Consider the following 25,638-nt stretch of genomic DNA (forward strand, 5'->3'; position numbering starts at 1 on the left):
CGGTCCTTCGCGACTCTGTGTGCCGGGACCGATGACACTCTTGTGGAGGCGACAGGGCCGGCGCACGTCCATCTCGACGTCGGGTGCGGGACAGGTAGCCTCGCGCTCGCTGCTGCGCGTCAGGGCCGACGGGCCATCGCGGTCGATCCAGACCCGGACATGGTCGCCGTGACCCGCAGGGCAGTGAGCACCTCGGGACTCGACGTCGATGTCTTCGGCGCGGGAGCACCGTCACTTCCGCTGGACGACAGCTCGGTTGATGCCGTCACCGCGAATTTCGTCATCAACCATGTGTCCGATCCTCGCGCGAGCGTCCGTGACCTTGCCCGGGTGGCCGCACCGTCGGCCCGGGTAGCGATGACGATCTGGCCCGCATCTCCGGGGCCGCATCTCGCCGCTTATGCGAGCGCAGCTGAGGGAGCCGACGCAGTCCCAGTTCCGAGCTCTCGGCTGGCTCCTGAGCGGGACTTCGAGCGCAGCCCTGCGGGGCTCGCCGAGCTGGCAGAGGACGCGGGGCTGCGCACCGAGCACGCGGGGGAGGTGCACTGGACCTGGCGGGTCACAGCCGACGATCTGTTCGCCGGCATCGCCGGTGGCATCGCAGGGCCCGGCCGAATCCATCAGGCGCAGACGGAGGCGGTGCGGGAGAAGATCGAGGAACGGGTACGAGGGCTGTGGGCGCACTATTCCGCCGATGGCGGCGTCCTCACCTTCCCGGTCACCGCAGTGCTGGTGGTTGCGGTCCGTCCCTGAGCAGCCGAGGCAGGATCCGCACCAGCACCACCATGCCGAGCAGCTCGACAAGGGTCTGGGTGACGACGGCGGCCGGGACGAGCGGGGACGGCATCGCGAGAGCTAGCGGCAGCACGACGAGGGAGTTGCGGGTCGCCGCAGAGAAGGTCAGGGCGCGGGATTCACCGACCCCGAGCTTCGCGAGCCGGGAGACGAGGATCCCGGCGGCCGTCGCCAGGACCAGGAATCCGGCGTAGATCGGCACCAGGGCCAGCAGCGCCGTGCCCGCGCCGAGCACGCGCGGAGTCTGGGACGCCACCACCGTGACCAGCACCAGCACCATCAGCGGCACCATCGCGGGGGAGAGGTCCCACCGCGGGGCGAAGCGTTGGATCAGGGCGGCCACCAGCAGGGGGAGCAGCACCAGCAGCACCAGCGCGCGCAGGAACGGGACCGGGTCGATGAGCCCCGCCGCCCCGCCGCCGCTCAGCAGCGGCACCAGCACCGGCAGGGCCAGCATCTGGGCGAGCATGAGCAGCGGCGTCGCCGCGAGCAGCCGTTGGTGAGCGCCGCCCGCGAGCGCGGTGAACACGATGACGTAGTCGATGCAGGGGGCCAGCAGCACCAGCAGGGCGCCGATCAGCAGTTCAGGGGAGTCGGCGAGCGGCCGGGTGAGAGCCCAGACGATCAGGGGGACTGCCAGGAGGTTGACTGCCAAGAGGGCCAGCAGGAAACGGCGATCCGCCAGCGCCGCCCCGATCCCGCGCAGCGGCACCCCGAGAAAGGTCACCAGCAGCAGGGCGGCGATCGCCGGTTCCACCGCGAGCTCGAGGGCCGGTGCCGCCCCGGGCAGGAGCGCCCCGAGCACCGCGCCCGCCCCGATCGCCAGCAGGTAGATCGCGACCTGATGACGCTCGGCCCACCGCCGGCTCTGCTCACGCTCCATACCCAGCGACGGTAGCCCGCGGATCCAGCGAGCATTCGGGTGCTTCGCGATAGCATGGCTCCGATCACACAGTCGCGGGGGAACGAAGGAGCTGACATGGGATTCATCCAGGCATTCAAGGGCGCGGTCGGCGGGATGCTCGCCGATCAGTGGAAGGACTTCCTCACCGTTCCGAACGGTCTGCCGCAGACGGCGGCTCTGTTCCCGGCGGTCCCCCAGGGCACCAACGCCGGTCGCGGCTCGAACACCCGCGGCAGCGAGAACGTCATCTCCAACGGGTCGAAGATCCTGGTGCCCCAGGGCTACGGCCTGATCACCGTGGTCGACGGCCGTGCGACCGGCCTGATCACGGAGGCCGGCGGCTACGAGTTCAACGACTCCTCCCCGGATTCCCGCTCCGTCTTCGCCGGTGACGACATCCTCGCCTCCACCGTCGGCACCTCCTGGGAGCGGTTCAAGTTCGGCGGCCGCCCCTCCTCGCAGCAGCTCGCCTTCTACGTGAGCCTCAAGGAGATCCCGGACAACCGCTTCGGCACCCAGTCGGAGATCTACTGGGACGACGCGTACCTCAACTCGCAGGTCGGCGCCGTGTGCCGCGGCTCGTACACGCTGCGGATCATCGACCCGCTGCTGTTCGTCCATAACTTCGTGCCGGCCACCTTCATCTCCGCGAACGCCCCGGTGTTCGACTTCGCCGATGTCGACAACAAGGCTGGCAGCCAGCTGTTCCAGGAGGTCGTCGGCTCCCTCGCACAGGCGTTCTCCCGCTACACGAACGATCCCGACAAGGGCAACCGGATCTCCAAGATCCAGGGCGACTCGGTGGGCTTCGCCCAGTCGCTCTCCGCCGCCGTCGAAGAGGGTTACCGCTGGTCCAGCGACCGCGGCCTCGCGATCGTGAAGACCGCGATCGTCTCGATCGAGTACGACCAGCACACCCGTGAGCTGCTCAAGGACGTGCAGAAGGCCGATGCCCTCTCCGGCGCCCGCTCGCAGTCGTTCATGAATCAGGCCGCCGCGCGCGGCGTGCAGGCCGCCGGGGAGACCGGTGGCGGTGCGGGTCTGGCGATGTTCGGGGCGGGTATGGGTGCGGCCGGCGGCATGGTCAACCCCGTCCAGCCCTGGGCCCCGCCGGGCCAGCAGGGCGCCCCGCAGCAGGCCGCGCCTCAGCAGGGTGCACCTCAGCAGCAGGCGGCGCCGGCGCAGGACGACCCGGTGGCCAAGCTCGCCCAGTACAAGCAGATGCTGGATCAGGGCCTGATCTCCGACGAGGACTACGAGGCGGCGAAGAAGGCCGCCCTCGGCCTCTGAGCCGGCACCCCGCAAAGCGATGACAGTGCCTCCTGAGCGCCCGCCGTGGGCGCGACCGGACCAGCCCGCCAGGCCTTCTCAGCCTGGCGGGCCGGTCCCGCCCGCCCCGACCGGGCAGCCGCTGCGTCCCGGACAGCCCGGACAGGGGGACCCGTCCGCCGGGGACCCCCGGTTCACCCCGTCGGGCGCTCCGAGCGCTGGGCCGCAGGCGATGCCCCAGTGGCCCGGCGGCGCTCAGCAGGGTGGTGCCCAGCAGGGCGGCAGCCAGCAGCCCCCGGAGCAGATGCTCGGCGATGAGGCGGTCTCCGGCGCGGCAGAGGCGGCGCTGAAGCACTCCTCGAACCGGATCATCGACACCAGCTCGGGCAAGGACGACGGGCTGAACAAGTGTCCCCGCTGCGGTGGTTCGGACATCCACTATTCGCTGAGCGCGAAGGCGCTGTTCTGCTCCTACTGCCGACACACCTGGAACGAGGAGAACGCGGAGCGGGCCTTCGGGCTGGACTCCTCGATCGCGGAGCTGCGCGGCCACACCCTGGCCTCGGGCACAGCGGACATCCGCGAGGACCTCACCACCGTGACCCTGAAGTGCCAGGGCTGCGGCGCCGAGGTGGTCATCAACGTCGAGCAGCAGCTGCAGGCCCGTTGCCACTGGTGTCGGCAGACCCTCTCGATCAACACCCAGATCCCCAACGGCGCGATCCCCGATGCGGTGCTGCCCTTCCAGCTCACCCGCGAAGAGGCGATCGAGCGCATCAGTGCTTTCGCGGGCAAGCGCAAAGCCTTCGCGCACGCCCGCTTCAAATCGGAGTTCGTCCCCGACAACGTGATGGGCGTGTACATCCCGTACATGGTGGTGGACGGGAACATGCATGCCGTCCTCCAGGGCACCGGTGAGGTCACCACCCGCCAGTACACGGTGCGGCGGAAGGTCGGGAAGGACAACTACGTCACCGAGACCTATTACGACGCGGACGTCTACTCCGTCCAGCGTGCCTTCGACCTGCTGGTGGACGACCTCACCGTGGAGTCCGCCGAGCGCTTCGATGTCAAGGACAACAAGCAGGCCACGAACAACATCCTCAATGCGGTGCAGCCGTATGACACCCAGAACGCCGTCGCCTACAACTCGAACTACCTCAAGAACTTCACCTCGGAGCGCCGTGACCTGAACGTGCGCGACGTGGACGACGAGGTCGAGAACCGATTCCTGGCGATCGCCCGCGCGAAGGCCGGCCCCACCATCGGCCGCTACGACCGCGGGGTGCGCTGGGAGGAAGAGGGGGTCGCCGTCCGCGGCACCCGCTGGGTCTCGGTGTACGTGCCGGTGTGGCTGTACAGCTATGCCGACTCCGCGAAGGGCGAGGGCTCCCTCGTGCACTACATCGCGGTCAACGCCCGCAACGGCAACACCATGGGCTCGGTCCCCGTCTCCCATCCGAAGATCTTCGCCGTGGCCTGCGCTGCAGGGTCCGTGGCGGCCGTGATCGGGGCCGTCGTCGGCTTCGGCTGGTTCCTGGCCGGATGAGACCCGCGATGACGCCCCTGATCTGTGATCCCCGCCCCCGAGGAGGATGCGATGCTCCCGCTGCTCGCTGAGCTGGCCGCCGATCCGACGACCACGATGCTGCTGGCCGATTCCGACTCCGGTGCCATCGGCATCGCCTTCCCCTTCATCGCCGGTCCGGCGGTGTTCGCGGCGGTCTACGGCGGGATCTACCGCTACTACCGCAACACCGACAAGCGCCACGAGTACGAGAAGGAGACGGAGGTCGCCGTCGGCAACCTCCGTCAGGGCGACCGGAAGGTCGGCTCCAACAACCGCCAGAAGAGCCGCTCCATGTCCGGGCGCAACAGCACCGAGCACCTCCAGCGCGTGCGCCGCATCAAAGTCCAGTGAGATGACCGCCCGCTCGAGCTCCGCCGGTGGCCAGGACGCGATCGTCATCGGCGCGGGCCTTGCGGGGCTGGTCGCCGCCACCGAGATCGCCGACGGCGGCCGACGTGTGCTCCTGCTCGAGCGCGAGGGGGAGCAGGATCTCGGCGGCCAGGCCTGGTGGAGCTTCGGCGGGCTGTTCTTCATCGACTCCCCGGAGCAGCGCCGACTGGGGATCCGCGACAGCCTGGACCTGGCCCGCCAGGACTGGTTGGGTTCCGCGGCCTTCGACAGTCCCGCCGACCACTGGCCACGCCGCTGGGCTGAGGCATACCTGCAGTTCGCCGCGGGCGAGAAGCGGGACTGGCTGCACCGGCTCGGCCACCGCAGCTTTCCGGTGGTGGGCTGGGCGGAGCGGGGTGACGGCCGCGCCGAGGGGCACGGCAACTCGGTGCCGCGCTTCCACATCACCTGGGGCACCGGTCCGGGGATCGTGGAGCCCTTCGTGAAGAAGCTCGCCGCACATCGCGCGGCCGGTCGTATCGTGCTGCGCACCCGGCACGCGGTGGAGGAGCTGCTGGTCGAGGGCGGGCGCGTCACCGGGGTGCGCGGCAGTGTGCTCGCGGCCGACGCCACCCCGCGCGGCGTCGGCTCGAGCCGCGAGGTGGCCGGGGAGTTCGAGGAGCGGGCTGCCGCGGTGCTGGTCGCCACCGGTGGCATCGGCGGCAACGAGGAGCTGGTGCGTCAGCTGTGGCCCGCCGAGCTGGGGACCATGCCGGAGCAGTTCGTGCACGGGGTGCCGACGAGCGTCGACGGGACGGGGATGCTCGCCGCGGCGCGGGCCGGCGGCCACTGGATCCACCAGGATCGGATGTGGCATTACACGGAGGGGATCCGCAACTGGGACCCCGTCTGGCGGGGGCACGGGATCCGGATCCTGCCCGGTCCGTCCTCGCTCTGGATCGATGCCCGCGGTAACCGGCTGCCGGCGCCCGCCTATCCCGGTTTCGACACCACCTCGACGCTGCGCCACCTGCGCACCACCGGCCATGATCACTCCTGGTTCGTGCTCACCCGGAAGATCATCGAGAAGGAGCTCGCGCTCTCCGGCAGCGAGCAGAACCCGGACCTCACCGGCAGGGACGTGCGCCAGGTGCTCTCCCGCGTCAAGCCCGGCGCGCCCGGCCCGGTGCAGGCCTTCCTCGACCACGGCGAGGACTTCCTGCAGGCGGATTCCGTTCCCGACCTGGTCCGCCAGATGAACGCGCTGACAGGTGAGGAGCTGATCGAGGCTGAGGAGCTCGAGCGCGTGATCCGCGCCCGGGACGCAGAGGTGCGGAACCCGTTCTCGAAGGACGCTCAGATCACGGCCCTGCGCGGAACGCGGAAGTACGTGGGTGACCGGCTGATCCGCACTGCCGCCCCGCATCGGCTGCTGGATGCGAAGGCCGGTCCGCTGATCGCGGTGCGCCTGCACGTGCTGCTGCGCAAGACCCTCGGCGGTCTCGAGACCGATCTCGGCGGGAGAGTGCAGCGCGAGGCGGGTACGGCCGCTGGCACAGAGGTCGCGGGAACCGAGCCGTTGGCCGGGCTGTACGCGGCCGGGGAGGCGAGCGGGTTCGGGGGCGGCGGCGTGCACGGGCACAACGCCCTCGAAGGCACCTTCCTCGGCGGTTGCCTCTTCTCCGGACGCCAGGCGGCCCGCGGAATCCTGGTGGACCTGCGGTGAGCGGGGCTGATGATGAACTGGGCTGATGACCTCGGAGCGTCGCCGCACGCGCTGCTGCTCAGCGGCGCGGTCGGCGTCGGCAAGACCACCACCGCGCACGCGATCGGTGACGAGCTCCGGGCGCGGGACATCCCCGGTGCGGTGATCGATCTGGACCAGCTGCGTCTGGCCTGGCCGGCCCCCGCAGGCGACAGGTTCCACTCCGCCCTCGAACACCGGAACCTCACCGCCGTCGCGGCGAACTATCGCGCGGCCGGCGCCCGGGTGCTGGTCGCGGCTGGGGTGCTCGAGGAGCGCACAGTGCGGCAGGAGTACCAGGCGGCGCTCGGCAGCCCGCTCACCGTGGTGCGGTTGAGCGCCCCGCGGGATCTGGTGCGCGCCCGTCTGCGCCGTCGGCACGAGCACGACCCAACAGGACTCGCCTGGCACCTGGACCGTTTCGACGAGCTCACTGCGATCCTCGACGCCGCGGCGGTCGAGGACGTCCAGGTCGAGGTCGGAGCTGACCCGCAGGCCACCGCGCGCGCCGTGCTCGCCGCCGTCGGTATCTGACCCCGAAGCGGCGAGCGGAGGGAGTCAGCCTCTCAGCGGGTCGTCGGCTCGGCTCCCGGCAGCAGCATCGTCGAGAAGTCATGCTCGCCGTGACCCGCCTCGATCTCAGCATCCAACGAGGCCAGCGCGCCATGCAGGGCGGGCAGGTCAGCACCCGGACGCGCCGTGCCCTCAACGCTGTCGATCATCAGCCGGGCATCCTTCGCGATCGCATTCGCCGTGAAGTCTCCGCCCTCGGTCGTGCGCTCGCCGCGGACGAAGGGGCCCTTCATCGTGGCGATGAAGGCGAGACCGGTCCCGCCGAGCATCTCGAGGGTCTCCTCGGCGGAGGCGCCGGTCGCCTCGCCGAGGGCGAGCGCCTCGCGCAGGCCCTGCGCGCTGATCGCAAGGGCCAGGTTCGCAAGCAGCTTCCCGACGGCGGCCTTCCGGCCGGAATCCACCCCGATCAGCCGCGTCGGATCGGCCCAGGGGGCCACCAGCTCCATCACCCGGGCCCGCAGGGCGGCGTCAGGGGTGCCGACGTAGACGCCGAGCGCGCTGTGGCGGGCGGGGCCCAGCGAGCCGACCACCGGCACACCCACATAGGTGGGGACTGCGGCGGCGAACTCGTCCGCATCGGCGGGGGAGACGGTCGTGGTGTCCACCCAGGGGATGCCCCCGGGGATCAGCGCGGGCGCGATGACCGTCTCGCGCACCGCGTCGGGTCCGAACAGGGAGGTGATGACCAGTTCGGCACCGTCGACGGCCGCAGCGGCGGTGGCGGCGACCGCGGCACCCGCGTCGGCCAGCCGCGCGGTGCGCTCCGCGGTGCGGTTCCAGACTGTCAGCTCATGGTCCTTGACCAGGTGAAGGGCGAGCTCGGTGCCCATGCGGCCGGTTCCCAGGAATGCGATTCTCATGCTCCCCAGTCTGTCATCTGGCGCGCATCTGGCGCGGCTCACGGGAGGGGGTGCAGGCGGGCCGTCCACAGCGAACTGTCGTGCGCTCTCCGGAGAGTGCACAATGGGGGTATGACTCCTCGCGTAACCCGTCGTCGAGCACTCGTCGCGGCTGCTGCCGCCGGTTTCGGTCTGCCCGCCGTGGCGGAGGCCGCCCCGGCACCTGCTCGTCACAGCGGCCGCTTCCAGAACCTGCGAGTCGCGACCTTCAACGCCTCGCTCAATCGGGGCCGGGCCGGGCAGCTGCTCGAGGACCTCGCCACCGGTGAGGACCCGCAGATCCGCGCGGTCGCCGAGGTCATCCAGATCAACAACCCCGACGTGCTGCTGCTGAACGAGTTCGACCACGACGAGGCCGGTGCCGGCCTGGACCTCTTCCGCGAGAAGTACCTCGAGGTGCCGCAGAACGGCAAGAGCGCGGTCTTCTACCCCTACGTCTTCACCGCCCCGGTGAACACCGGGGTGCCCAGCGGGATGGATCTGAACCGTGATGGGACCGTGGGCGGGCCGGATGATGCCTGGGGCTTCGGGGAGTTCCCCGGCCAGTACGGGATGGCGATCCTCTCCCGCTTCCCCATCCTCACGGATCAGGTGCGCACCTTCCAGAACCTGCTCTGGGCGGACATGCCCAGCAACCTGCTGCCCACCGAGTTCTACGGCCCGGAGATCGCGGCCCGGCTGCGCCTGAGCTCGAAGTCGCACTGGGATGTGCCGGTGCAGGTCGGTCCGAGCACCCTGCATGTGCTGGCCGCGCATCCCACCCCGCCGAGCTTCGACGGGCCCGAGAAGCGCAACCAGCGCCGCAACAGCGACGAGATCCGCCTGTGGGCCGACTACCTCAGTCCCGGCCGACGCTCGAGCTGGATCGTCGATGATGCCGGCATTCGCGGAGGGCTCGCACCCCAGGAGCAGTTCGTGATCCTGGGCGACTACAACTCCGATCCGCTCGACGGCGACTCATGGCCCGGTGCTATCGATCGGCTGCTCTCCCATGCGCGGGTGCAGGACACCAAGCCCCGCAGCTCGGGCGCGGTGGAGGCTGCGACCACGCAGGGGGCGGCGAACCGCGAACATCTCGGGGACCCCCAGTTCGACACCGCCGACTTCGGCGACGATCCCGCCCCGGGCAACCTCCGGGTGGACTATGTGCTCCCCTCTCGGCCGCTCCAGGTGGTCTCCTCCGCGGTGTTCTGGCCGTCGCAGGGACACCCCGGCAGCGAGCTGACCGGCGTGTACCCGTTCCCGACCTCCGATCATCGCCTGGTGCGGGTGGACCTCCAGCTCAAGTCCTGAGCGCCGCGTAAACGCACTGTGGAGTCGTGCTGTGGTGTCGCTCTGTGGAGTCGTAGGCTTCTGACATGACCTCCGCACTGCCTCCGATCATCGACATCGCCCACCTGCAGACGCTGCTCACGGGAGCCGCTGCGGGGGACAGCCAGGTCCAGCTGCTCGACGTGCGCTGGGCGCTGGATGGTTCCAAGGGCCATCACACCTATCTCGAGGGTCATCTGCCGGGTGCGGTCTACCTCGACCTCGACACCGAGCTGGCCGCCCCCGCCCGGCCCGAGGCGGGGCGTCACCCCCTGCCCGCGGCGGCAGACTTCGCGGAAGCGCTGCGCAGGGCCGGAGTCACCGAGGGCTCCACCGTGGTCGCCTACGACGACAGCAACGGGGCCCCGGCCGGTCGCCTGGTGTGGATGCTGCGAGCACTGGGGCACGACGCCGCGGTGCTCAGCGGCGGTCTGGATGCCTGGGACGGGCCGCTGGAGACGACGGACGCGCGTCCCACAGCCGGTGACGTGCCGGTGCGTGACTGGCCCGCGAGCCGCATCGCCACCGCTGACGAGGTCGCCGCCGGGGCGGCCCTGGTGATCGATGCCCGCGCCGCCGAGCGCTACCGCGGGGAGGTCGAGCCGATCGACCCCCGCGCCGGGCACATCCCCGGCGCCGTGAACCTGCCCTTCGCCGAGAACCTGGATCCGGAGGGCCGCTTCCTGTCCCCGCACCAGCTGCGTCGCCGCTTCGAGGCCGCCGGGGTGCGCGAGGACCGTGAGACCGTCGTGTACTGCGGCTCGGGCGTCACCGCCACCCATGACCTGCTGGCTCTGGAGCGTGCAGGCTTCACCCGGGTGCGCCTGTTCCCGGGATCGTGGTCGCAGTGGAGCGCGGAGGCTACCCGCCCCGTGGTCGTCGGCCCCACTCCCTGAGCGGCCCTCACAGCTGCGGGGTGCTCCCACGGATCGCGTCGACGATCGCGCGGAGCCTGCGCCGCTGCGCCATCTGCTGCGCCTCGGTGCCGGTCCCGGCGCCGTCCTGGCCCAGCACCGCGGCCCAGATCGGCACCATCTCCTCGTGATAGGAGTGGCCGTGACCTCCTCTGACCTTGATCGACAGCGGCATGTCCGCCGCGATCTGCCAGAAGGTGATCCAGGGGAACCAGCGCATCGCGGGGGTGACATCGTGCCCCACCCGTTCCCGCAGCCAGGCAGGTTCCCGCCAGAGCAGCGAGAGATCCATCCAGACCACCGGGTCGGAGGGGTGCTGGGCGTAGACCACCCGCGGATGCTCCCACGGCGCGTAGAGGCCGCCCCAGTAGTTGCGCACCAGGTCCCGCGGCCGGGTGACCACACGGATGTTGCGCCCGCTGTCGATGATCGGGGCGACGGCGGGGGAGCCGGGACGGGAGTGCGCGGTGAGCTGCTGCCAGAGCGGCGTGATGCTCGGGGTCCCGGTCCAGACCGCGCCGTCGACCGTGGAGAGCATCTCCGGGACGTCCCGGAAGGCGGCCTGGCCACCATAGGAGCCCAGGGATTCCCCGGCCACATAGAGCGCGGGCCGACGATCCGCTGGGAGCTCGGCCAGCCGGCGACGGACCGCTTCGAGCAGCAGGCGCCCGGCCCGCTGGGGGGAACGACGGTCCACCAGATACGTCAGCGGGCTGGGGTAGAACGAGTACTGGATCGAGGCGGTGGCGCAGTTCCCGGCGGTGAGGAACTCGATCGCCGAGAGCGACCATTCCTGCAGCCAGCCGGTGCCGGTGCCGGTGAACAGCACCAGCACCTTGCGGTCCCAGGCCCCTGTGCGGTCCAGCTCCGCCACCACCCCGGCGACGGTGTCCTCGAGCGAGCGGGAGGCGGACTTCGCGGCGTAGACGCGGATCGGCTCGAGCGCCTCCCGGCCGACGGTCCGGGTGATCAGGCGGCGGTCCGCGCCGCCGGCGACGATCTTGCGGCCGGGTGCACCGAGCGACTGCCAGGTCTCGAGCGACTGGGGACCACCCGAGCGCAGCGGCGAGGTGGGGCGGGGGACGTCCGGGGAGATCAGCCGATTCGCGATCTCGGCCCGCTCCAGCATGTTCTCCAGCACACGGCCGCGGAGCAGCCGGTCGGTGACCACCGCGACGGTCGCCGCAGTGAGCAGCAGGGAGAGCACGCGCACGGTCCGGGGTGGGAGGTAGGGACGCAGCATCGCGCGATACAGATGCGCGGTCGCGATCACCGAGCGGGCCAGCACCAGCGCGCCGAGAGAGGCGCCGAGGCCCGCCGCGCTGCCCACCACATGGGTCGCGACGTTCTTCGGCTCCTGCTGCACCCGATGGCTGATCTCCCGCTGACGCAGCACCCCGCGAACCCAGGAGTAGGACGAGATGCCCACCAGGGCGGCTGCCCCGGCCCAACGGACCCGTGCCCGATGGTCGGGGGCGATCTGGACCTGCAGACCGATCCCGGTGCCGATCCGACGCACCAGCTTCCGGGCCATCACGCCGCTCGCGTAGCCGTAGACCTCGGACAGCCCCATGTTCACGGCCCACATCCACCAGGTGCGCGGCAGCAGGCTCGGGGAGGTGGAGATCCAGGCGGCGACCGAGGCCCCGAGGAAGCCACCGGTGTCCAGCGGAGCAGCGACCGCGACCCGGCGGGCCCGCTGCCCCGTCCTCCGGGTGGCCGAGCGCAGCATCGCCCGGGCACCGCCCGTCAGTCTCGTCACGCCGAAGAGGGATCGTGCGGGGCCAGAACGCATGAGCGCAGGCTATCGGAACGGTCCCTCGGTCCGCATCCGTGAGGGCGCCGGTCCGGAGGGCGGCGGGGCGGCGCCGGGCGCATCGCGGATCCGTAGTCTGAGGGGCATGAAGATCCTGCTGCCCGACACCGTTCCGCTGGACCCCACGCTGCCCGCGGGCTGGGAGGCGGTGACGATCGACGCCCGTGCCGAGATCCCTGCCGCGCATCACGACGCACAGGTGCTGGTGGTGTGGGGTTCCTCCCGTCGCCATCTCGCCTCCGCGGCGGAGCAGCTGCCAGATCTGAAGCTGGTGCAGTCGCTCTCAGCGGGGGTGGAGGGCATCCTCGCCGCGGGCTTCGAGGAGGACGTGGTGATCGCCGCAGGGGCTGGGCTGCACTCCCTCACGGTCAGCGAGCATGCCCTCGCGCTGCTGCTGAGCCTGGTGCGGCGCCTCCCGGAGAGCCGCGAGGCGCAGCAGCGCCACGAGTGGTCCACCGAGCTCGGTGGCCTGCAGCCGCTCCATCCCGAGGGCCGGCTCACCACCCTGATCGGTGCCCGGGTGCTGATCTGGGGCTTCGGACAGATCGGGCAGACCCTCGCCCCCACCCTGCGGGCGCTCGGCGCCGAGGTGCGGGGAGCCGCCCGCAGCGCCGGCACCCGGGCGGGGTTCGAGGTGATCGCCGAGGAGACGGTGCTCGCCGCACTGCCCGAGGTCGATGTGCTGATCAACATCCTGCCCGCGACGGAGCAGACCGCCGGGATCGTGGGACGCGAGGTGCTGGCCGCGCTGCCCGACCACGCGCTGCTGATCAACGTGGGCCGCGGCGCCACCGTGGACCAGGTCGCCCTGCGTGAGGCGCTCGAGGCCGGCACCCTGGGCGGTGCGGCCGTGGACGTCACCGATCCGGAGCCGCTGCCCGCAGAGGATCCGCTGTGGGACGCCCCGCGCCTGCTGATCACCCCGCACGCCGCAGGTGGGCGTCCGGTGGGTGCCGACGAACGGATCAGCGAGAACCTCGGAGCGCTCGCGGCGGGAACGGAGATCCTGCACTCGACGGAGCGCTGAGCCCGTGCGGTGGAGCTGGGTCGCCGGGTCCGCTCAGCCGTACGGGTGCGATGCCGCGACGGCGGCCCGGGCCCGCCGCCGCCACAGCAGCAGGCAGGCAGCCATCCCGGCCATGCTCACCGCGCCCCAGGCGGCGAAGGCCTCGCCGGCGCCGATCACCCCGGACAGCACCACCAGCCCGGGCCGGGCGACGGCGATCACCAGCCCACCGATCAGCGAGACCACGGAGAACACGGAGGCCAGCACCCGCGGCCCCGAGATCTGCGCGACCCAGATGTCGGTGACCGTCTTGGCGAGGGCGTGGAGGATGCCGATGATCGGCAGCAGCACCACGATCGACAGGATCGCGAGCTCCGAACGGATCAGCAGCCCGATCCCGACGCAGGCCAGGGCGAGGCCGAGCATCGACAGCGGCACCCATGGCTGGGAGACCCGCGCCGAGCGGGCACCGAGCACCCCGCCCAGCCCACCGGCCACCGCGAACACCGCATAGACCACGCCGGTGGAGGCAGGGGCCAGCCCGAGCTGCAGGGCCAGCGGCTGCACCAGGATCTGCAGCGACCAGCCCGTCGCGAGCACGACGGCGGCGAGGGCCACCGCGTTGCGCAGGGACGGGTCGCTCAGCGCCATGCGCAGGCTCGAGGTGGCGGTGGCGGCCGCAGTGCCCACGCGCTCCGGATCGATGTCCGGCAGGGTGAGCGCGATCAGCAGTGCCAGCGCCGCCAGGGCGGCGGTTGCCCAGAACGGCAGCCCGGGTGCGATGTCGTACAGCCAGCCAGCCGTCAGCAGGGAGATCACGCCGGCGGTGCCGGTGATCGCACGGGTCCTGCCCAGGTAGCGCTGGGCGTGACCGGGCCGCTCCTGCTGGGCCAGCTCCCAGGAGTAGGCGGTGTCCACCCCGGACGCGAGCGCCCACAGCAGGCCCCACGCGATCCAGGTGATGACGAGCACCGGCAGGGTGTTGACCAGGCCGATCGCCGTGAACACGACGCTGGTGGCCAGACAGACCAGGATCACGGTGCGCTTGCGCCCGAGCCGGTCCGCGAACTTGCCCATCGGCAGCTCGGCGGCGACCACCACCACCCGGAACAGGCCATCCACGAGTGCCGCCTCGCCGAGACTGAAGCCCCGGTCCAGCAGCAGGATCAGCCAGACCGGGAACCAGAACTGGACATCGAGCAGGAGCCTGACCGCGCCCAGACGGACCAGCGGACTCATGAGATGCTCTGGCGCCGTTTCCAGACGAAGACGAGCACCAGCACCAGCGAGATGATCGCACTGACCAGGACTATGGTGTCGATCGACTGGGACGAGAACCAGTAGGTGATCCGGCCGCGCCCGAGGTCGAAGGCGGACTGGCCGGGATCGGAGCTGGCAGCGCGGCCGAACTGCACCAGCGCGATCGCGGTGGCCAGCACCGACGTGACACCGATGGTCATCAGGATGACGTCGGTGAACATCGCGCTGCGGGCGGATCGGTCCTCCGCGAGCGAGTCCAGACGCTCGCGGCAGATCCGCAGCTTCTCGCGCACCGGCGCGCCGAGGATCTCGTCATAGTCCCAGCCCGCGAGGATCCGTTTCATCTCGGTGCGGCCGATCCGGTTGGCATATTTACCGACCTCGGCCTGGACCAGCAGCAGCTCCTGGGCCTGGTTCATCGAGTCCTCGAGCTGGGAGCGCAGCAACGTCAGCGAGACCTCGGAACGCTCGGCCATGGACCAGGAGAGGATGTTGCGCAGCGTCGAGTCCACGCCCCTCATCGCGGCGTAGAAGTACTGGGCGCGCCGCAGCGCCTCCCACAGCACCTCGGTGGAATCGTTCTCGGCGTAGACGTAGTTCATCCACTCGGTGACGTTTGTGCGTTCCCCGGCCAGGAGCTCACCGATGTAATCGCTGGCGTGTTCGCCGATCCCGGCGATCCACGCCCGGGCGAACTCCACCTTGGCGGTGTCCAGGCCGGTGAATCGCAGTGCCCGAGCCACCCACAGCGGCCCCTCCCAGAGCCCGCGGCTGAGCTCGGAGGCCGCCTCCTCGTTCCGATCGATCACCACATGCTCGGCGGAGTCCGGGGCGGTGTCGAGCACGTCCGTCAACCGCGTCAGATCCTCCTCGAGGATCTTCCGGGACAAGCGCTTGGCGATCGCCTGCACCGAGACCTCAAGCCGCTTCGCCGCCTCGGAGGTGCGCTCCCCGGGCAGCATCTCTGCACTCAGGACTCCCTCGAAGAGCACCACGCCATGGTCGAACAGAGTCCACTTCAGCGCGGTGGGCGCCATCCCCTCCTCGGTGACCAGCCCGGCCAGGGTGGCGGGATCCATCTGCGCCTCCACCAGCTCGAGCGGCTGGGGGAGCCGGTCCCCGGTGGCCTCGGAGTACTCGAGCTCGCCGTCGAACTCCTGGGTTCTGGGGAACTTCCAGGTCTCGCCCGGGAAGTCACGTGCGACACGGGCCCAGAAGGCGCGATCACGGGTGGGTTCGCGGTCCCGGATGCCGGGCACCGATGTCACCCCGATCAGTGCCGGAGCCAACCAGCGGAACTCATGCATCAGCGATCACCACGTCCCCCAGCCGTACGCTGACGATCTTGCCCTGCCATGGTCCGTCCAGGAGCTTCACCTGCACCCGTGCCTCCTCATCGTCCGGTGCTTCCGGCCATCCCAGGACCGTGCCATGGGTGCCCGGTGGGGTCACGCCGAGCCGCAGCCCGGGGTCGTCGTCGTCGAAGAGCTCGATGCCTGCGGTCCCGCCCTGCAGCGTCACCGCGGCGGAGGTCTGCTCGAGCGAGAGCAGCTGATCCGTGTACTCAGAGGTCTCCCGGTAGGCGGCGAGCGAGGTATTGAAGTCCTCCTGCAGGCGACGCCCCTCGGCACTGTCCCGGATCAGCATGTGCAGGCCCTGCGTCGAGGAGGTCAGCGGGGTGATCGGCTGCACCTCGGTGATCGAGGCGCCGTCGCGGGCATAGCCGGGCCCGTCCAGGGCGGCGCGGCCCGCCAACGCATCCTCGGCGACCAGATCCACCTCGCCGTCCTCGAGGGCGGCGAAGGCGACCTCCGCGGTGGGATAGGTCGAGAACTCGGCCCCGGAGCTGTCCAGCTCGGCCCAATAGTCATAGCCGTCGATCCGGGCTACCCGCAGTCCTCCCAGGTCATCACGCTCGGAGATCGCTGCGAGGTCGTCGTCGCTGAGGCCGAACAGCGTGTACCGCAGCTCGACGATCGGGTCCGAGTAGAGGAACCGCCCGTCCCGCTGCCCCGACTGCACCATCGCCACCACGCCCAGCGCGCCGCCGTTCTCCACCGCCTGCTGCGCGAGGGTCCAGCTGGTGAAGGTGTACTCGGGCTGATAGCCGGCACCCTGCAGGGTCTGCGTGGTGATCTGGGCGAGCGGGCCGTTCTCCGGCAGGTCGGGGGAGAGGTAGGGCTCCCAGTCCGAGCTGACCAGAGTGATCGGCAGCGACCGGGACGGAGGTCGCACCTTGACCACCATCGACACCAGGACCAGCGAGGCCACGACCGTGATCACGAGCGCGATCACTTGCCAGGTGACGGGTCGGGAACGGGGGACAGGGCGGCGAGTCACCTGAGAATCTTAGACATACGGCTCAGAACTCGACGGGAGTGCTCAGGGACAGCGCCCGTGCGAGCTCTTCGACCGCGCGGGCCGAGATCTCCGCGACCAGGTCCAGCTCGAGATGGAACTGCTGACCGGCCGCAGGCCCGCACAGGTCCGAGATCGCGCGCAGCGCCACGAAGGGAACCCCCAGCGCCGCCGCGGTGCGGGCGCTCGCCGTGGTCTCCATGTCGGCGCTGAGCGCAGAGGGGAACCGGGCGCGCATCGGCTCGGCGAGCTCGGCGGTGACGAAGGCATCCCCGGAGAGCATCAGGCCGCGCCGCACCCCCCGGCCCGCTCCCTGCGCTCCGGGGGTGTCCTGTGCTCCGTGCGCGTCGGCTCGCAGTGCCGCCTGCTCGGCGAGGTCCACACAGTCCGGGGCAGCCGCGAAGCGCTCGGGACCGCCGGGGACCTGCCCCGGGGCGTAGCCGAAAGCGGTGGCATCGGCGATCGAGTAGGTGAAGGTCTCACCGACGACCAGCGTGCCCACCTCGACGTCGGCCGCGAGACCGCCGCAGGAACCGGCGGCGACGACCAGGGCCGGAGCAGTGCTGAGGATGCCCCAGGTGGCGGCCGCTGAGGCGGCGGCGATCCCGATCCCGGTGGTGACCACCACGGTGTCGATGCCCCGCAGGGCGCCGCGCACCGCGGCGACGCCCTCGGTGAAGGGGGTCTCGAGCACAGCGGCGCCCTCGAGCCGTGCGACCAGCGGCGATGCCTCCTCGGGCATCGCGACAAAGACCAGCAGGGGTCCGGGGAGAGTGCGGGGCGACGACGACGGAGGCAGAGGCGAGCGAGGCATGGGGGAAGGGTACCGGGGCGCGGCGGAGGCTCGGTCCCAGCTCGATTCGTTAGGCTGGGTGCATACGCCAGCGAGGCGGCCCTCGAGGTCGCGGACAGGAGGCACTGATGGGACGCATCCGAGACGCCATGGTGACGGGGGCACGTGCTGTACGGCGGATCCCGATCCCCGCGACCCTGTCCCATCAGGCGCTGAGCGAGGCCCGCCGCCCCAATCCGCCCAGCCACGTGCTGAAGTCCCACGCGATCGAGCCCGAGATGATCGGTCGCACCCGCGCAGTCTGGCTGGACGAGCATCGCGCCGAGAACGGCGTCATCGTCTACCTCCACGGCGGCGCCTACGTCTCCGGCCCGTTCTCGAGCGACTGGGCCTGGCTCTCGCGCCAGGCCGAGGCCAGAGGCTGCGCCGGGCTGATGCTCGACTACCGCAACGCCCCCGACCACCAGCACCCCGTGGGCAGGGATGACGTGGAATCGGCGCTCGCCGCCCTCGCCGCCGACGGCCGCCTCACGGACCGTCCCTGGGTGCTGGCCGGTCAGCACTCCGGCGGCGGCCTGGCCTTCGTCATCGCGCGGCGGCTGGGGGAGCAGAGTGACATCCCCGCCCCCGTCGCGCTGATCGCGATGTCCCCCTGGCTGGACCTCGAGCTGTCCAACGCCGGGATCACCGAGACGGATCAGACCGATCCGGTGCATGAGCGGCGCCTGCTGCGGGACGCGGCGCGCCGCTACGCGGGGCGCACCGCGCTGGACGATGCGGATCTCTCCCCGATCAACGCCCGGCTCGACGAGCTGCCGCCCATCCACCTCAGCGTCGGGATGCGGGACCTGTTCCTCTCCGATGTGCGGGTCGCGAAGCTGCAGCTCGAGGAGAACGGGGCGGACCTGTCCTATCGCGAGGTCAGCGGCCGCCTGGGCCTGCAGCTGATCGCCCGCAAGGGCGAGGACATCGAGCGGCTCCACCGCGAGCAGGCGGAGCTGTTGGAGCGGGTGCTGGCACCCTCGCCGCGGTTCTGACCGGCAGAGCCCAGGCTGGCCTCAGTTCTCGACGATCACGAGGGCTGCGGTCGGCGCGCAGGCGGTCCAGCGGCGGCGCGGCAGCGCCTGGACCATGCCGGCGATCAGGAGGGCGTGGCCCACGGTGTACGTGAGCATCACCAGCTCGGTGCTGTAGGCGATCGAAGCGCCCGGCAGGAACCAGTCCATCGCCAGCAGCGAGCTGGACATCAGGAACAGGGTGCCCCCGGTCCAGGTCAGCCCGTTGCCGCCGGCCGAGAGGAAAGCCATCGTGGCCAGCGCCACCGCATAGGCCGCGACCACCGGCAGCAGGGGACCGGCGCCGTCGGCGCAGGCCACGAACAGCCCGATCACCACCCCTGCATAGGGGATGGCCAGGGCGATGCGCATCGCATCGCGGCTGCGCGCCCAGATCGGGGCCAGCGCCGCCGAGTAGAAGACCAGCGCCCCCAGGAAGCCGAACACCGTGAGGAGCTGGACGGCAGCGGGCAGCAGCTGGCCCAGCGTGTCTCCGGCCCAGGCGCACAGCAGCCCGCCGAGCAACAGGGTCGTGGTGCGGGAGCGCTGCGGCGCGGCGGTGAGCAGCACCGCCATCAACAGCGGTGCGAACAGGGGCTGGGTCAGCCGCTGGGCGACGTCCGCGTCCATCATCACGGCACCGATGTGCACGATCACCGTGAGGGCGTAGAGCGCCCAGAGCAGGTGGTGGACGGAGCGGATCGGCGGCACTGCTCAAGCGTAGGAACCGCTTCCCGTCCGGACCAGGGCATGAGCCGCTCGGATCGGGCACGTTTGGATAACGTCGGGCCACGTTTCGGTCACGACGGCCGACAGCTGTATGAATTGCCGCGGGTTGCCCGCCGGAGGCGTCACTCCGGCGGGGCCCAGAGCTCACATCCGGAGCTCACATCTGCTGAGGCGCGTTCACCCCGAGGGCGTCGAGACCGTCGACCAGCACCTGCTCGGTCAGCTGGGCGAGGGCGAGTCGGCCGGCCCGGATCCCCTCGTCGGACTCCTTGAGGATCGGGGAGGCCTCGTAGAACGAGGTGAATGCCTGCGCGAGCGAGAACAGGTAGGCGCACAGCCGGTGCGGTTCGAACTCGGCGCCGACCGCGGCGAGCGTCGGCCCGAACTCCAGCAGCGCCAGCGCGAGCGCCCGCTCCGCATCGTTCTCGACCTGCGGGGCGGCGGCCGCCGTGATCCCCTGGGCGGCGGCCTTGCGGCTGATCGAGCGGATCCGGGCCACCGCGTACTGCAGGTACGGGGCGGTGTTGCCGGTCAGGGCCAGCATCCGGTCCAGGTCGAAGGTGTAGTCCGAGTCGTGCGCGGTGGAGAGGTCGGCGTACTTCACACCGCCGATGCCGATGTCGTGGGCGATCTGCTCCCGCTCCGCCTCGGGCAGGTCCGGTCGCAGTTCCTCGATGACGGTGCGGGCGGTGGCCACGGCCTCCTCGAGCAGCGCCATCAGCCGCAGGGAGGAGCCGGAGCGGGTGCGCAGGATCTTGCCGTCCTCGCCGAGCACCGAGCCGATCTTCACGTGCTGCGCCTGGACGTCCTCCGGCAGCCAGCCGGCCTCGCGGGCGACGCTGAAGACCATCTGGAAGTGGAGTTCCTGGGCGGTGCCGACCACATAAGCGATGCGGTCGGCGCCGAGCGTCGTGGTCCGGTGGCGGATCGCGGCGAGATCGGTGGTGGCGTAGCCGTAGCCGCCGTCGGACTTGCGGATGATCAGCGGCAGCGGCTGCTCGTCCCGGCCCAGGAAGCCCTCGGGGAAGACGCACAGCGCGCCGTCGGAGATCCGCGCGATCCCGGCGGCCTCGAGATCCGTGCAGACCGCCTCGAGCAGGTCGTTGTAGCTGGACTCGCCGGCCAGGTGCTCGTCGGTGAGGGTGACGCCGAGCATGTCGTAGATGCGGTGGAAGTACTGCTTGGACAGCTCCACGAGGTTGGTCCAGATCCGCAGCGACTCGGCGTCGCCGGACTGCAGCGTGGACACGCGCTGGCGAGCGCGGGAGGCGAAATCGCCGCCCTCGGGTCCGGGGGTCCCCGCGCCCGCCTCCTGGGCCGCTTCTGCGGCGTCGAACTTGCCGCGCGCTGCCTGGTAGAAGGCGTTGGGATCGGTCTTGAGCAGATCGGCCTCGGCGCTGTCCTCGCCCACCTCGAGGAGGTGCTCGATGAGCATGCCGAAGGGGGTGCCCCAGTCGCCGATGTGGTTCTGGCGGATCGCGGTGTGGCCGAGCTTCTCGAGCGTGCGCACGATCGAGTCGCCCACCACGGTGGTGCGCAGGTGCCCGACGTGCATCTCCTTGGCGACGTTCGGCGCTGAGTAGTCGACCACCACGGTGTCGGGGGAGGCGGGGGAGGGGACGCCGAGGCGCGCATCGGCGGCGAGCTCGGCGGCCTGCGCGGCGATCCAGTCGGTGCGCAGGCGGATGTTCAGGAAGCCGGGCCCGGCGATCTCGGGGGTCTCGGCGATGTCGTCCAGGTCGACCGCGGCGAGGATCTCGGCGGCGATGTCGCGGGGCTTCTTCCCCAGGCGCTTCGCGAGTCCCATCGCGGCGTTGCACTGGAAGTCCGCGAACTGGGAGGGGCGGATGATCGGATCCGCGTCGGCGAACTCGGGCCCGAAGGCGGCGGTGAAGGCGGACTGGAAACGCTGGGTCAGCGCGATCTCGGGAGCTGGCATGGCTCCAGGGTAATCGGCGCGGCGAGCTGATCCTGCGCGGCGGAGCGTGATGCTGGACGGACCTCCCGGCCGCTGCCCGCAGGCTCGCCGAGGGGGACATCCCCATGGCCACCGCCGCAGCAGATCCCTAGGCTGGTGCCATGCGCTCCGTACTGACTCTGATCCTCAACCTCATCTGGCTGCTGACCGCTGGCTGGGCTCTGTTCCTGGGCTACCTGGTCGCCGGCGTCCTCGCCTGCATCTTCATCGTCACGATCCCCTTCGGGATCGCCTCCTTCCGGATCGCCGGCTTCGTGCTCTGGCCGTTCGGCCGTGAGGTCGTGGACACTGGCGGCGGCGGAGCGATGAGCACCCTGGGCAACGTGATCTGGTTCGTGATCGCGGGCTGGTGGCTGGCCCTCGGGCACGTGGGCACCGCGCTCGCACAGGCCGTCACCATCATCGGCATACCGCTGGCCTGGGCGAATCTCAAGCTGATCCCGGTGACCTGCTTCCCCTTCGGCAAGGAGGTCATGGACTCGAGCTCGGCCCGGGCCCGGATGTTCCCGACGGCCCGCTGAGCCGCGCCGATGAATTCCGTGGACCAGGACGAGTACCGCCGCCTCAGCGACCTGCTCGCGGTGGGGCTGGCCGTGGTCAGCACCCGGCAGGGCTCCCATGATCTCGCCGTGACCGTCGACTCCTATCTCGACCTCTCCTATGACCCGCCCACCATGCTGATCGCGCTGTACGGCATGTCGCGGGCGGCGGAGGCGGTCGAGGAGGCCGGGCACTTCTGCCTGAACCTGCTCGCCGAGGATCAGCACGATCTCGCGGACCGCTTCGGCACCCCGGCCGCCCCGCTGCAGGGGATGTTCAACGGTCTCGAGGTCACCCGCACCGGTGACGGGGACGCGATCCTGCCCGGCGTGCTCGCCCACTTCGCGATCCGCATCGAGCAGGCGGTCGACGCCGCCACCCACCGCCTCCTGATCGGCCCGGTGATCGAGATGGGCGAGGGCCGGATCGAGGCCGGTCCCGCAGTGCGCTTCGCCGCCGACAGGGCAGATCTGTGCTGAGCGACGAGGTCGAGCGGACCGGCCCTCAGCGCTGACTATCCTGGAGGCATGGACCTGTTCCCCGCCGTCACGGGCTCCCGCCCGTGAACCCGCTGCTGAGGCTCGCGCTGCGCCTCGTCTCCCTCGCCCGCTTCGATGTGCGGGAGGACTACGAGCGGGTGCGGCATCTGCAGCGACAGCTGGCCGCGCTGCCTGCCGCGCGCTACCGCACCCCCACCTGGGACACCTTCTCCGACAGCGGGACCGGCAGGCGCGTGCCGGTGCGCGTGTTCACCCCGCGCGTGCAGCGGCGTGACGAGCTGCTGCTGTTCTTCCATGGCGGCGGCTGGGTCACCGGAGATATCGAGAGCTACACCCCTGCCTGCGCCACCATGGCCGACCTCACCGGCTGCCGGGTGGCGTCGGTCGACTACCGGCTGGCGCCCGAGCATCCGTTCCCGGCCGCGCTCGAGGACTGCTACGGCACCGCGCGCCGGCTGCTCGAGGATCCCCGCCGGGCCGGGCTCGAGGACGCGGACCAGATCGTGCTGATGGGCGACTCCGCCGGGGGGAACCTCGCCGCGGCGGTCTCCCTGCTGCTGCGTGAGCGCGGCCACCGCCCGCCCTCGCGTCAGATCCTGCTGTACCCCGTCACGCACTGGGATCACGATCCGGAGACCTCGCCGTTCCCCTCCGTGCGCCATCACGGCGAGGACTACCGGCTGACCAACACCGAGATCCAGGACTACTTCGAGATGTACGCCCCCGATCCCGAGCAGAGGAAGAATCGCCTGGTCTCCCCGCTGATGGCCACCGACCTCTCCGGGCAGCCGGACACCCTCATGATCACCGCCGAGCTGGACCTGCTGTGCGATGAAGGCGAGGCCTACGCCCGGGCGCTCGAGGCGGCCGGCAACCGGGTGCGCCTCCACCGGGTTCAGCGGGCGCTGCACGGCTTCATCACCCTCCCGCGATTCGCCCGCCCGCTGCGGGAGGCCTACGAGGTGATCGACGAATTCCTGGAGGCAGGCGTGCCCAGCACCGCCCAGGACCCCCCAGTGCAGGTGAGCCCATGAACCGGCCCGTGCGCCGCCGGCACTGGGTCCGCCTGGACAATGCCTCGAACATCTTCCCGGCGGCCCGCAGCGACGCGGATCCCAAGGTGTTCCGGATGAGCGCCGAGCTGGACCACGAGGTCGACCCGGCCCTGCTGCAGGAGGCGCTCGACGAGACCTTCGAGCGCTTCCCGCTCTATCACGCGGTGCTGCGCCGAGGGGTGTTCTGGTACTACCTCCAGGACAGCGACCTGCAGCCGGTGGTGGAGGAGGAGGTGCTTCCCAGCTGCGCCGCGATCTACCAGCCGGACCGGCGCACGCTGCTGTTCCGGGTGCTCCATCACCGCCGGCGCATCATCCTGGAGATCTTCCATGCGCTCTCCGATGGCACCGGGGCACTGTGGTTCCTCACCGACCTGCTGGCCGGATACACCCGACGACGCTTCCCCGAGGAGGCCCCGCCCCTCTCGGTGGCGGCGGCCGAGGCGCGTCCGGGGGCTGCGGAGCGCCCGGATCCTCCGCTCGGGGCAGTGGGCACCCGGACCGGCGCGCTGGCCGCCGAGGAGGTGCATGAGCTGACCACCGACTCCTTCGCCCACTACTTCCGGCGCCGTCGCCGCACCGTCGATGCTGACGAGGACGCCCACCAGGAGGAGTTCAGCCGAGAAGCCGCACCTGCGGTGCTCACGGTCCCGGAGGCTGATGAGCCGCCGACGGAGGAGACGCCCGTCGAGCCCGCCGCTGCCCGTCCCGCCCGGCGCCGGATCCACCGGGTGCGCGGCACCCGCACCCCGGATCACCGCACCCGCATCATCGAGCTGACGATGCCGGCGCGGCCCGTGCTGGGCCTCGCGAAGGCCGAGGGGGTGGCGCTGACGATGTACCTCACCGCACTGTTCTTCGAGGCGATCCGCCGCGCCGACGAGGGAGCGCACGGGGCGCCGACGATGGCGGCATCGGTGCCGGTGAACCTGCGCCAGTTCTTCCCCTCGACCTCCGCCCGGAACTTCTTCGCGACCATCCGGGTCGAGCACACCTACGGCCACGGCGACGACGCGCCCGGGGCGGTGGCCCGCGGACTCCAGGAGAGCTTCTCCGCGGAGGCCACCCCCGAGGCGCTCGAGCAGAAGCTGCAGCGGCTGATCCGCGTGGAGCGCCTGCCGCTGGCCCGGATCGTGCCCAGGCCGGTCAAGGACCGGCTGCTGAGCATGATCAACCATGCGAACAACCGCCGGCTGACGGTCGCGGTCTCGAACCTGGGCCGGGTCACGCTGCCCGAGCCTGCCGCGTCTCATGTGGGACGGATGCTGTTCCACGTCTCCGCCGTGCGCCCGCAGTTCTGCGCCATCTCGCACGCCGGGCTGCTCACCCTCAGCTTCACCGCTCCCTTCGTGCAGACCGATCACGTGCGGGAGTACGCCGCACTGCTCACCGAGGCGGGAGTCGAGGTCACGGTCTCCGCAGCCCGCGTCTCCGAGGACGAGCTGCTGGAGTTCGGGACATGAGGCGCTGCCCCGACTGCACGGTCCAGGTCGAGGGCGACTGGATCCGCTGCCCGCTGTGCGGGACCACCCTGGTGGGCGCGCCCGTCCCCGGCCCCTACCCGGCGGTGCCGCTGCGCTTCTCCCGACGCCGGGTGCTGAGGGTCCTGGCCCTCACCTCGCTCGGCGTGATCGTGCTGTCCTTCATCGCCCAGCTGCTGTTCGGGCCCGACGATGACGGCATCGGCGCGCTGCGCAGTGTATGGCTCGGCATCGCCACGACCTGGCTGGTGGTCGTGATGGCGGTGAGCAAGCGCCGCAACCTCGCCAAGTTCATCGTCTACCTGGTGGTGGCGGCGGGCGGGGTATGCGTCTACTGGGACTACCTCTCCGGCTGGGACGGCTGGTCCCTGACCTTCGTGGTGCCGATCGTCTGCGCCGCCTCGATCGTCGGGCTGCTGATCACGGCCCGCGTGATCCGGATGGAGGTGGGCGACTACGTCGTCTACAGCGGGCTGACGGTGCTGCTCGGGCTCACCCCGATCGTGTTCCTCGCCCTGGGCTGGGTGGACCCGGTGATCCCCTCCGCGATCTGCGGCGGTCTCAGCCTGGTCGCGGTGGTGCTGCTGCTGACGGTGCGCGGCGGGGCCGTGCGCCACGAGCTCGCCACACGCCTGCACCTGTGAACAGCCGTCCGGGAGCCCGCCGCACACGCGCGGGCGCCGAGCGCTGCTGTGAGACGACCTGAGACGCACTGCGCACCCGCCCCACGGCGCGCCGACGGGGGGAGCACCCCTCCC

Annotated in this window: 24 protein-coding genes; 15 read left to right on the plus strand and 9 right to left on the minus strand. The window is 70.9% G+C overall.

Annotated elements, in window-relative coordinates:
* The first annotated feature begins 42 nt into the window (after positions 1–42).
* The gene (locus ACT3SQ_RS13165) at positions 43–753 is read left to right on the plus strand and encodes a class I SAM-dependent methyltransferase (RefSeq protein WP_441445293.1); all 711 of its coding nucleotides are present in this window, start codon (positions 43–45) and stop codon (positions 751–753) included.
* On the opposite strand, the gene ACT3SQ_RS13170 is transcribed toward ACT3SQ_RS13165, so the two are convergent.
* Positions 719–1,678 carry an arsenic resistance protein gene (locus tag ACT3SQ_RS13170; RefSeq protein WP_442332862.1) on the minus strand — a complete coding sequence of 320 codons (960 nt, stop codon included), beginning with the start codon at positions 1,676–1,678 and terminating at the stop codon, positions 719–721. The two genes, ACT3SQ_RS13165 and ACT3SQ_RS13170, sit on opposite strands and share 35 nt — an antisense overlap.
* Positions 1,679–1,774: 96 nt before the next feature.
* Here ACT3SQ_RS13170 and ACT3SQ_RS13175 point away from each other — a divergent pair, with 96 nt between their 5' ends.
* The 5 genes from ACT3SQ_RS13175 (at position 1,775) to ACT3SQ_RS13195 (ending at position 7,146) form a co-directional block, all read left to right on the plus strand.
* Positions 1,775–2,989 carry an SHOCT domain-containing protein gene (locus ACT3SQ_RS13175; RefSeq protein ID WP_444599607.1) on the plus strand — a complete coding sequence of 405 codons (1,215 nt, stop codon included), beginning with the start codon at positions 1,775–1,777 and terminating at the stop codon, positions 2,987–2,989.
* 211 nt (positions 2,990–3,200) lie between these two features.
* Complete coding sequence (locus ACT3SQ_RS13180; RefSeq protein WP_444599608.1) at positions 3,201–4,517, plus strand: TFIIB-type zinc ribbon-containing protein; 1,317 nt, start codon at positions 3,201–3,203, stop codon at positions 4,515–4,517.
* A 51-nt stretch (positions 4,518–4,568) separates the two neighbouring features.
* Positions 4,569–4,889 (plus strand): hypothetical protein, encoded by a 321-nt coding sequence (locus ACT3SQ_RS13185; protein WP_345080905.1) that lies wholly within the window; start codon positions 4,569–4,571, stop codon positions 4,887–4,889.
* 1 nt (position 4,890) lies between these two features.
* Positions 4,891–6,594 carry an FAD-binding dehydrogenase gene (locus tag ACT3SQ_RS13190; protein ID WP_444592430.1) on the plus strand — a complete coding sequence of 568 codons (1,704 nt, stop codon included), beginning with the start codon at positions 4,891–4,893 and terminating at the stop codon, positions 6,592–6,594.
* 9 nt (positions 6,595–6,603) lie between these two features.
* Complete coding sequence (locus tag ACT3SQ_RS13195) at positions 6,604–7,146, plus strand: AAA family ATPase (RefSeq protein WP_442332657.1); 543 nt, start codon at positions 6,604–6,606, stop codon at positions 7,144–7,146.
* Positions 7,147–7,178: 32 nt separating this feature from the next.
* Here ACT3SQ_RS13195 and ACT3SQ_RS13200 read toward each other — a convergent pair whose 3' ends face one another.
* Positions 7,179–8,045, minus strand: coding sequence for an NAD(P)-dependent oxidoreductase (locus ACT3SQ_RS13200; RefSeq protein ID WP_442332658.1), 867 nt, complete (start codon positions 8,043–8,045; stop codon positions 7,179–7,181).
* A gap of 111 nt (positions 8,046–8,156) precedes the next feature.
* Between ACT3SQ_RS13200 and ACT3SQ_RS13205 the strand changes: the two genes are divergently transcribed.
* A complete protein-coding gene (locus ACT3SQ_RS13205) occupies positions 8,157–9,377 on the plus strand; it encodes an endonuclease/exonuclease/phosphatase family protein (protein ID WP_442332659.1) in 1,221 nt (406 codons plus the stop codon).
* Positions 9,378–9,442: 65 nt separating this feature from the next.
* Positions 9,443–10,291, plus strand: a complete 849-nt coding sequence (locus tag ACT3SQ_RS13210; protein ID WP_444592431.1) for a sulfurtransferase — start codon at positions 9,443–9,445, stop codon at positions 10,289–10,291.
* A gap of 7 nt (positions 10,292–10,298) precedes the next feature.
* Here ACT3SQ_RS13210 and ACT3SQ_RS13215 read toward each other — a convergent pair whose 3' ends face one another.
* On the minus strand, positions 10,299–12,071 hold the full coding sequence (locus ACT3SQ_RS13215) for an alpha/beta hydrolase (RefSeq protein WP_444601198.1): 1,773 nt from the start codon (positions 12,069–12,071) through the stop codon (positions 10,299–10,301).
* A 139-nt stretch (positions 12,072–12,210) separates the two neighbouring features.
* Between ACT3SQ_RS13215 and ACT3SQ_RS13220 the strand changes: the two genes are divergently transcribed.
* Positions 12,211–13,152 carry a phosphoglycerate dehydrogenase gene (locus ACT3SQ_RS13220; protein WP_444592433.1) on the plus strand — a complete coding sequence of 314 codons (942 nt, stop codon included), beginning with the start codon at positions 12,211–12,213 and terminating at the stop codon, positions 13,150–13,152.
* 33 nt (positions 13,153–13,185) lie between these two features.
* Here the strand turns inward: ACT3SQ_RS13220 and ACT3SQ_RS13225 are convergent, their stop codons facing one another.
* Genes ACT3SQ_RS13225 through mtnN form a run of 4 tightly spaced genes read right to left on the minus strand, consistent with a single transcriptional unit; the run spans position 13,186 to position 17,563 of the window.
* A complete protein-coding gene (locus ACT3SQ_RS13225; protein WP_444592434.1) occupies positions 13,186–14,370 on the minus strand; it encodes an MFS transporter in 1,185 nt (394 codons plus the stop codon).
* Positions 14,367–15,698: a hypothetical protein gene (locus ACT3SQ_RS13230; protein WP_442332663.1), complete on the minus strand. Its 1,332-nt coding sequence runs from the start codon at positions 15,696–15,698 to the stop codon at positions 14,367–14,369. The genes ACT3SQ_RS13225 and ACT3SQ_RS13230 overlap by 4 nt, the downstream gene beginning before the upstream one ends.
* A complete protein-coding gene (locus ACT3SQ_RS13235) occupies positions 15,691–16,731 on the minus strand; it encodes a substrate-binding periplasmic protein (protein WP_442332664.1) in 1,041 nt (346 codons plus the stop codon). Before ACT3SQ_RS13235 ends, ACT3SQ_RS13230 begins: the two co-directional genes overlap by 8 nt.
* Positions 16,732–16,753: 22 nt before the next feature.
* Positions 16,754–17,563: a 5'-methylthioadenosine/S-adenosylhomocysteine nucleosidase gene (gene mtnN / locus ACT3SQ_RS13240; RefSeq protein WP_444502490.1), complete on the minus strand. Its 810-nt coding sequence runs from the start codon at positions 17,561–17,563 to the stop codon at positions 16,754–16,756.
* Between the two features lie 107 nt (positions 17,564–17,670).
* Between mtnN and ACT3SQ_RS13245 the strand changes: the two genes are divergently transcribed.
* Positions 17,671–18,579 (plus strand): alpha/beta hydrolase fold domain-containing protein, encoded by a 909-nt coding sequence (locus ACT3SQ_RS13245; protein WP_444502491.1) that lies wholly within the window; start codon positions 17,671–17,673, stop codon positions 18,577–18,579.
* Positions 18,580–18,600: 21 nt separating this feature from the next.
* Here ACT3SQ_RS13245 and ACT3SQ_RS13250 read toward each other — a convergent pair whose 3' ends face one another.
* Both ACT3SQ_RS13250 and argS read right to left on the minus strand, forming a co-directional pair.
* A complete protein-coding gene (locus tag ACT3SQ_RS13250; RefSeq protein ID WP_441445283.1) occupies positions 18,601–19,308 on the minus strand; it encodes a lysoplasmalogenase family protein in 708 nt (235 codons plus the stop codon).
* 175 nt (positions 19,309–19,483) lie between these two features.
* Positions 19,484–21,265, minus strand: a complete 1,782-nt coding sequence (argS, locus tag ACT3SQ_RS13255) for an arginine--tRNA ligase (protein WP_444502492.1) — start codon at positions 21,263–21,265, stop codon at positions 19,484–19,486.
* A gap of 140 nt (positions 21,266–21,405) precedes the next feature.
* Between argS and ACT3SQ_RS13260 the strand changes: the two genes are divergently transcribed.
* From ACT3SQ_RS13260 to ACT3SQ_RS13280, 5 genes are all read left to right on the plus strand, one after another.
* Complete coding sequence (locus tag ACT3SQ_RS13260) at positions 21,406–21,825, plus strand: YccF domain-containing protein (RefSeq protein ID WP_441445286.1); 420 nt, start codon at positions 21,406–21,408, stop codon at positions 21,823–21,825.
* A 9-nt stretch (positions 21,826–21,834) separates the two neighbouring features.
* Complete coding sequence (locus tag ACT3SQ_RS13265) at positions 21,835–22,323, plus strand: flavin reductase family protein (RefSeq protein ID WP_441445287.1); 489 nt, start codon at positions 21,835–21,837, stop codon at positions 22,321–22,323.
* An 83-nt stretch (positions 22,324–22,406) separates the two neighbouring features.
* Positions 22,407–23,378 carry an alpha/beta hydrolase gene (locus ACT3SQ_RS13270; RefSeq protein WP_441445288.1) on the plus strand — a complete coding sequence of 324 codons (972 nt, stop codon included), beginning with the start codon at positions 22,407–22,409 and terminating at the stop codon, positions 23,376–23,378.
* The gene (locus ACT3SQ_RS13275) at positions 23,375–24,862 is read left to right on the plus strand and encodes an alcohol acetyltransferase (RefSeq protein WP_441445289.1); all 1,488 of its coding nucleotides are present in this window, start codon (positions 23,375–23,377) and stop codon (positions 24,860–24,862) included. Before ACT3SQ_RS13270 ends, ACT3SQ_RS13275 begins: the two co-directional genes overlap by 4 nt.
* Positions 24,859–25,524 (plus strand): DUF6320 domain-containing protein, encoded by a 666-nt coding sequence (locus ACT3SQ_RS13280; RefSeq protein WP_441445290.1) that lies wholly within the window; start codon positions 24,859–24,861, stop codon positions 25,522–25,524. The genes ACT3SQ_RS13275 and ACT3SQ_RS13280 overlap by 4 nt, the downstream gene beginning before the upstream one ends.
* The last annotated feature ends 114 nt before the right edge of the window (positions 25,525–25,638 follow it).

The sequence above is a fragment of the Brachybacterium sp. AOP42-C2-15 genome, from assembly GCF_052377065.1.
Taxonomy (GTDB): domain Bacteria; phylum Actinomycetota; class Actinomycetes; order Actinomycetales; family Dermabacteraceae; genus Brachybacterium.

Coding starts and splice junctions, on each gene's coding strand:
- ACT3SQ_RS13170 (WP_442332862.1), bottom strand. CDS start 1,678: ATGGAGCGTGAGCAGAGCCGGCGGTGGGCCGAGCGTCATCAGGTCGCG.
- ACT3SQ_RS13175 (WP_444599607.1), top strand. CDS start 1,775: ATGGGATTCATCCAGGCATTCAAGGGCGCGGTCGGCGGGATGCTCGCC.
- ACT3SQ_RS13180 (WP_444599608.1), top strand. CDS start 3,201: ATGCCCCAGTGGCCCGGCGGCGCTCAGCAGGGTGGTGCCCAGCAGGGC.
- ACT3SQ_RS13185 (WP_345080905.1), top strand. CDS start 4,569: ATGCTCCCGCTGCTCGCTGAGCTGGCCGCCGATCCGACGACCACGATG.
- ACT3SQ_RS13190 (WP_444592430.1), top strand. CDS start 4,891: ATGACCGCCCGCTCGAGCTCCGCCGGTGGCCAGGACGCGATCGTCATC.
- ACT3SQ_RS13195 (WP_442332657.1), top strand. CDS start 6,604: ATGATGAACTGGGCTGATGACCTCGGAGCGTCGCCGCACGCGCTGCTG.
- ACT3SQ_RS13200 (WP_442332658.1), bottom strand. CDS start 8,045: ATGAGAATCGCATTCCTGGGAACCGGCCGCATGGGCACCGAGCTCGCC.
- ACT3SQ_RS13205 (WP_442332659.1), top strand. CDS start 8,157: ATGACTCCTCGCGTAACCCGTCGTCGAGCACTCGTCGCGGCTGCTGCC.
- ACT3SQ_RS13210 (WP_444592431.1), top strand. CDS start 9,443: ATGACCTCCGCACTGCCTCCGATCATCGACATCGCCCACCTGCAGACG.
- ACT3SQ_RS13220 (WP_444592433.1), top strand. CDS start 12,211: ATGAAGATCCTGCTGCCCGACACCGTTCCGCTGGACCCCACGCTGCCC.
- ACT3SQ_RS13225 (WP_444592434.1), bottom strand. CDS start 14,370: ATGAGTCCGCTGGTCCGTCTGGGCGCGGTCAGGCTCCTGCTCGATGTC.
- ACT3SQ_RS13230 (WP_442332663.1), bottom strand. CDS start 15,698: ATGCATGAGTTCCGCTGGTTGGCTCCGGCACTGATCGGGGTGACATCG.
- mtnN (WP_444502490.1), bottom strand. CDS start 17,563: ATGCCTCGCTCGCCTCTGCCTCCGTCGTCGTCGCCCCGCACTCTCCCC.
- ACT3SQ_RS13245 (WP_444502491.1), top strand. CDS start 17,671: ATGGGACGCATCCGAGACGCCATGGTGACGGGGGCACGTGCTGTACGG.
- argS (WP_444502492.1), bottom strand. CDS start 21,265: ATGCCAGCTCCCGAGATCGCGCTGACCCAGCGTTTCCAGTCCGCCTTC.
- ACT3SQ_RS13260 (WP_441445286.1), top strand. CDS start 21,406: ATGCGCTCCGTACTGACTCTGATCCTCAACCTCATCTGGCTGCTGACC.
- ACT3SQ_RS13265 (WP_441445287.1), top strand. CDS start 21,835: ATGAATTCCGTGGACCAGGACGAGTACCGCCGCCTCAGCGACCTGCTC.
- ACT3SQ_RS13275 (WP_441445289.1), top strand. CDS start 23,375: ATGAACCGGCCCGTGCGCCGCCGGCACTGGGTCCGCCTGGACAATGCC.
- ACT3SQ_RS13280 (WP_441445290.1), top strand. CDS start 24,859: ATGAGGCGCTGCCCCGACTGCACGGTCCAGGTCGAGGGCGACTGGATC.